Origin of the sequence: Stieleria sp. (genome assembly GCF_041595215.1) — a bacterium.
Lineage (GTDB): Bacteria > Planctomycetota > Planctomycetia > Pirellulales > Pirellulaceae > Stieleria > Stieleria magnilauensis.
The window spans coordinates 1-4,348 of sequence record NZ_JBFHKV010000770.1; the positions used below are offsets into that span (position 1 = coordinate 1).

Sequence of the window (4,348 nt, forward strand, 5' to 3'; positions counted from 1 at the left end):
ACCACGAATGGTGCCACCCACCTAACCACGAATGGTGCCACCCACCTAACCACGAATGGTGCCACCCACCTAACCACGAATGGTGCCACCCACCTAACCACGAATGGTGCCACCCACCTAATGCGAAGAGCGGAACCCGCACGCGTATTTGCTAGTGTCAATCGCGGGCTGTCGGTCGCGCGCGGGTTTGGTAGTCGGCGTCGAAATACGCCTACGGCGTTTATGAAGTCACGACGTGGGACTCGTCGCCTCGTCCACTACGGCGATACGTGTGCGATGGACTGACTCATAAATGGTGCCACCCACCAACGGCGTGAGCGACTCATAAATGGTGCCACCCACCAACTGCAACGTTTGCTAGTGTCACTCGCGGGCTGTCGGTCACGCGCGGGTTTGGTAGTCGGCGCCGAGATACGCCTACGGCGTTTATGAAGTCACGACGTGGGACTCGTCGCCTCGTCCACTACGACTCATAAATGGTGCCACCCACCAACTGCGTGAGCGATTCTGACAGGCTGATTTGCTATCGCACGATCTGCCTGTCGTTGGTTGCGTGTTTGATGGGTGGCACCAAGTTGTACGTTGCGCGGGTTTGGTAGTCGGCGTCGAAATACGCCTACGGCGTTTATGAAGTCACGACGTGGGACTCGTCGCCTCGTCCACTACGGTGAAAGAGAGCGGACTGCTTGTCGTTGCCCGCTGGGTTGGTGCGTGGCCCCAAGGTTCGCCCAAGTTGCATCAGTGATCGGGAAGACGCCGGGGGCGAAGTCGATCGGCACGGAACAATTCCGCGGTTCGATGTGATTCAGCTTCCAGTCCAGACGTCGCCAGAATGACAGGCCGCGGGCCCAGCGGTCGATGGCCGACCGGATTTCAACGGCCGCCGGCGCGTCGCGGTCTTTCAAGTCCCCCAACACGTCGAGCGCTCCGCTGGGCAAGTTGCCCAGCAGTAACGCGGTGGCGTAATTGATCAGCAACACATCGTCGGCGTCACCGCGGACGATGGTCGTACCGGGGCTGAGCGCCAGGCCACGGAAGATCTGGATGGCTTCATCGAATTTTCCCGTGCGCATCGCGCACACACCCAAACAATTTCGATAGAGGTGGTTGGGGGGAAGCGTGCGTAACGAGTGGTAGGCAGCGGCGTAGTTGCCACTACGGATCTGGTTGAAAACGGACCTCGGAAGGTCGCCGCCGTCGGGGCGTGTGGCGGCGGAGTCAGGTTGATGGGCAGCACCGACGGCTGCGGTGATGGCACGCGAGAGAGTTTTGGGTTTGGACATTGCGATCTCCAGGCAGATCGGTTGCGCGGTTCAAGCCGGCAGCCGAATCTGAGACGGGTTCAGTTTGCAGAAAACATCAGGAACAACAAAAAAATCGTCCCCGTCTAAATCTGCAAACGAACTCCGAGCGCGGTGAGAGACGTTCGTCCGCGCCAAGCCTCGCCGGATCGCAAACGCGAATCGTTTCCGCGCGGTAATCGGTCAAAGCCACGAAGCGGGTCAAGGGCACACGCCGCATTCGGTTGCCCCGGCTTGGAACCCTCTCGATCGAATTGGCCGATCGATTCACCGGGCAACGCGACCTGATCTAGAACGGTGCCAACCAGACGCGCCTGTTGGTCTTCCTCGTTGAGACGCGCGACGGAAGGCGAAGCAAAGAGGCCGAAACCAAAGCCGACGAAGCACGCCCAGACAAGCGTCTGGCGTAAGTCGAAAGCACGGCTGAGTCGGCGCGATGTCATGTTCGAGCGTACTATGAAAGGATGAATTCCGGTTTCATCATCACATGTCCGAATTGCCAGTCAAGGGGCGAGCGTCAGCTGTCATTGGGAAAAATGAAAGTTCGCCGTAGTGGACGGGGCAAGGAGTCCCGGTGGTTGGTGATGATCGGGGACTCGTCGCCTCGTCCACTACGGTGAAACTGGGTGGGGGACTCGTCGCCTCGTCCACTACGGCGGGATCGAGCTTAGTACATGTCGTAGTCGCCGCCGTGGCCTTTCTTGCCGAACTTGCTTTCGTCTCTGGGCTTCTCGGCGATCAGGGCGTCGCTGGTCAACAGCAACGTCGAGACGCTGGAGGCATTTTCGAGTGCGGTCCGGACCACTTTGGTGGGGTCGATGACGCCGGATTCGACCAGGTCTTCGTAGGTGTTGGTGGCAGCGTTGTAGCCATAATTGCCGTCTTCGGCAGCCACTTTCTCACAAACCAGCGAACCATCTTGACCGGCGTTTTCGGCGATCCAGGTGGCCGGCGCGCGACAGGCTTTGAGCACGATGTTGTAGCCCGTCCGTTGGTCATCGGACAATTTGGATGCGTCGCAGCGGCTGGCCGCGCGAACCAAGGCCACGCCGCCGCCGGGCAGGATGCCTTCTTCGACCGCCGCGCGGGTAGCCGACAAGGCGTCTTCGAAACGCATTTTCTTTTCCTTGACCTCGGCTTCGGTTGCACCGCCGACGCTGATCTTGGCAACGCCACCGACCAGTTTCGCTTTTCGCTCTTGCAGCTTCTCGCGATCATAGTCGCTGGTCGATTTTTCGTGCTCCGTTTCGATCTGCTTGATCCGGGCCTTGATGTCGTCGGTCTTTCCGGCGCCTTCGATGATCGTCGTGTTGTCTTTGTCGATGATGACTTTCTTGGCACGTCCGAGATCGGCCAGTTCGATGTTTTCGAGTTTGACACCGAGACTTTCGAAGAACGCTTTGCCGCCGGTCAGGATCGCCATGTCTTCCATCATGGCCTTGCGGCGGTCACCGTATCCGGGAGCCTTCACCGCCGCAGCGACAAAGGTTCCGCGCAAGCGGTTGACCACCAGGGTCGCGAGCGCTTCACCTTCGACGTCTTCGGCGATGATCAACAACGCCTTGCCGGTCTTGGCCACCTTTTCCAGCAACGGCACGAAGTCGCGCAGATTGCTGATCTTCTTTTCATGAATCAGGATGTACGGTTCTTCGAGCACGCACTCCATCGTTTCCGGTGAAGTCACGAAGTAGGGCGACAGATAGCCCTTGTCGAATTGCATCCCTTCGACCCACTTGACCTCTGTTTCCAGACTCTTGCCTTCGTCGATCGTGACCACGCCATCTTTCCCGACCTTTTCCATCGCATCGGCAACGACTTGACCGATCTTGGCGTCTTGGTTGCCGCTGATCCGAGCGACTTGCTCCATCTCTTTGCGGCCTTTGACGGTGGTCGACATCGACTTGAGGTGACCGACAATGTCTTCGACGGCTTGCTCGATCCCCTGTTTCATTGCGATCGGATTGGTGCCGGCGACGACGGCCCGCAGCCCTTCATTGAAGATCGCTTCGGCCAACACGGTTGCCGTGGTCGTGCCGTCGCCCGCCACGTCGTTGGTCTTCGAAGCGACTTCGCGAACCATCCGCGCCCCCATGTTTTCATAGGGGTCATCCAGTTCGATTTCTTTGGCCACCGTCACGCCGTCGCGGGTCACGATCGGCGATCCGTAGCTCTTCTGAATGATCACGTTGTGTCCGCCGGGCCCGAGGGTGCTGCGGACGGTTTTGGCCAACTTGTGAACCCCGCGACGCATCGCCTCGCGGGCATCTTGTTCAAAGGCAATGATTTTTGACATATCGAATCGTCCCCCACTTAGTTCTCAATGACGGCCAGGATGTCGCTTTCTTTGACGATCGTGTACTTGATGTCGTCGACGTCAAATTCGTCGCCGCCATACTTGTTTAGCAACACGTAATCGCCGGGACTGACCGACAGCGGGTGAACGGTGCCGTTGTCGTCGCGTCTGCCGGGGCCGACCGCGATCACGCGAGCGCGGTTGACTTTCTCTTTGGCGGAATCCGGTAGCACGATCCCGCCAGACGTCTTTTCGTCGGCTTCGTCACGTTGGCAGACGACGCGATCGGCAAGCGGTTTGAGTTTCAGATTGGTGGTCGATTCTGACTTTGTAGCAGTCGCCATGAAATGTCCTCCATCTTTCCTTGGACATTGCACAACAGTGTGGCCCTGCCGCTCCGGAGCCACCGTCAATTTGGCACAACGCCAGCGGCGGCGGACGCTATAGCAACCGCTGTACCAATGCTGAAACCCCTTCCCGTTGTAGCCCGGCCTTGGTGTCCTAGATGGGTTTGGATTCGTACGGGTTTGGCAGCGCCGCCAGCACGTCGGACGCTTCGGCGAACGACTTGTACGGGCCGCCCTCGACCAGGACGCCGCCGGATTGCGTGGCGACCGATTCCGGAGTGGAACCCGCGGGGACTTCGGCAATCGTGAACCCGTCGTCGACTTCGATGATGATGAAACCAATCATTTCGTGTCTCCTTCGGTTGGGGGGCGGTTGTCAGATTCCCTCTGCCGCACAAAGTTTCCGT

4 protein-coding genes are annotated in these 4,348 nt (G+C 58.9%); all 4 read right to left on the reverse strand.

The features are described 5' to 3' along the window. Positions 1-662: 662 nt before the first annotated feature. The 4 genes from ABX749_RS23910 to ABX749_RS23925 all read right to left on the reverse strand — a co-directional run bounded on the left by ABX749_RS23910 (position 663) and on the right by ABX749_RS23925 (position 4,287). On the reverse strand, positions 663-1,283 hold the full coding sequence (locus ABX749_RS23910; RefSeq protein ID WP_372898211.1) for a tetratricopeptide repeat protein: 621 nt from the start codon (positions 1,281-1,283) through the stop codon (positions 663-665). Between the two features lie 685 nt (positions 1,284-1,968). Next, positions 1,969-3,594 (reverse strand): chaperonin GroEL, encoded by a 1,626-nt coding sequence (gene groL / locus ABX749_RS23915; RefSeq protein ID WP_372898212.1) that lies wholly within the window; start codon positions 3,592-3,594, stop codon positions 1,969-1,971. 17 nt (positions 3,595-3,611) lie between these two features. Then, positions 3,612-3,938 carry a co-chaperone GroES gene (groES, locus tag ABX749_RS23920; protein WP_145207769.1) on the reverse strand — a complete coding sequence of 109 codons (327 nt, stop codon included), beginning with the start codon at positions 3,936-3,938 and terminating at the stop codon, positions 3,612-3,614. Between the two features lie 157 nt (positions 3,939-4,095). After that, a complete protein-coding gene (locus ABX749_RS23925; RefSeq protein ID WP_145207770.1) occupies positions 4,096-4,287 on the reverse strand; it encodes a hypothetical protein in 192 nt (63 codons plus the stop codon). Positions 4,288-4,348: the final 61 nt, after the last annotated feature.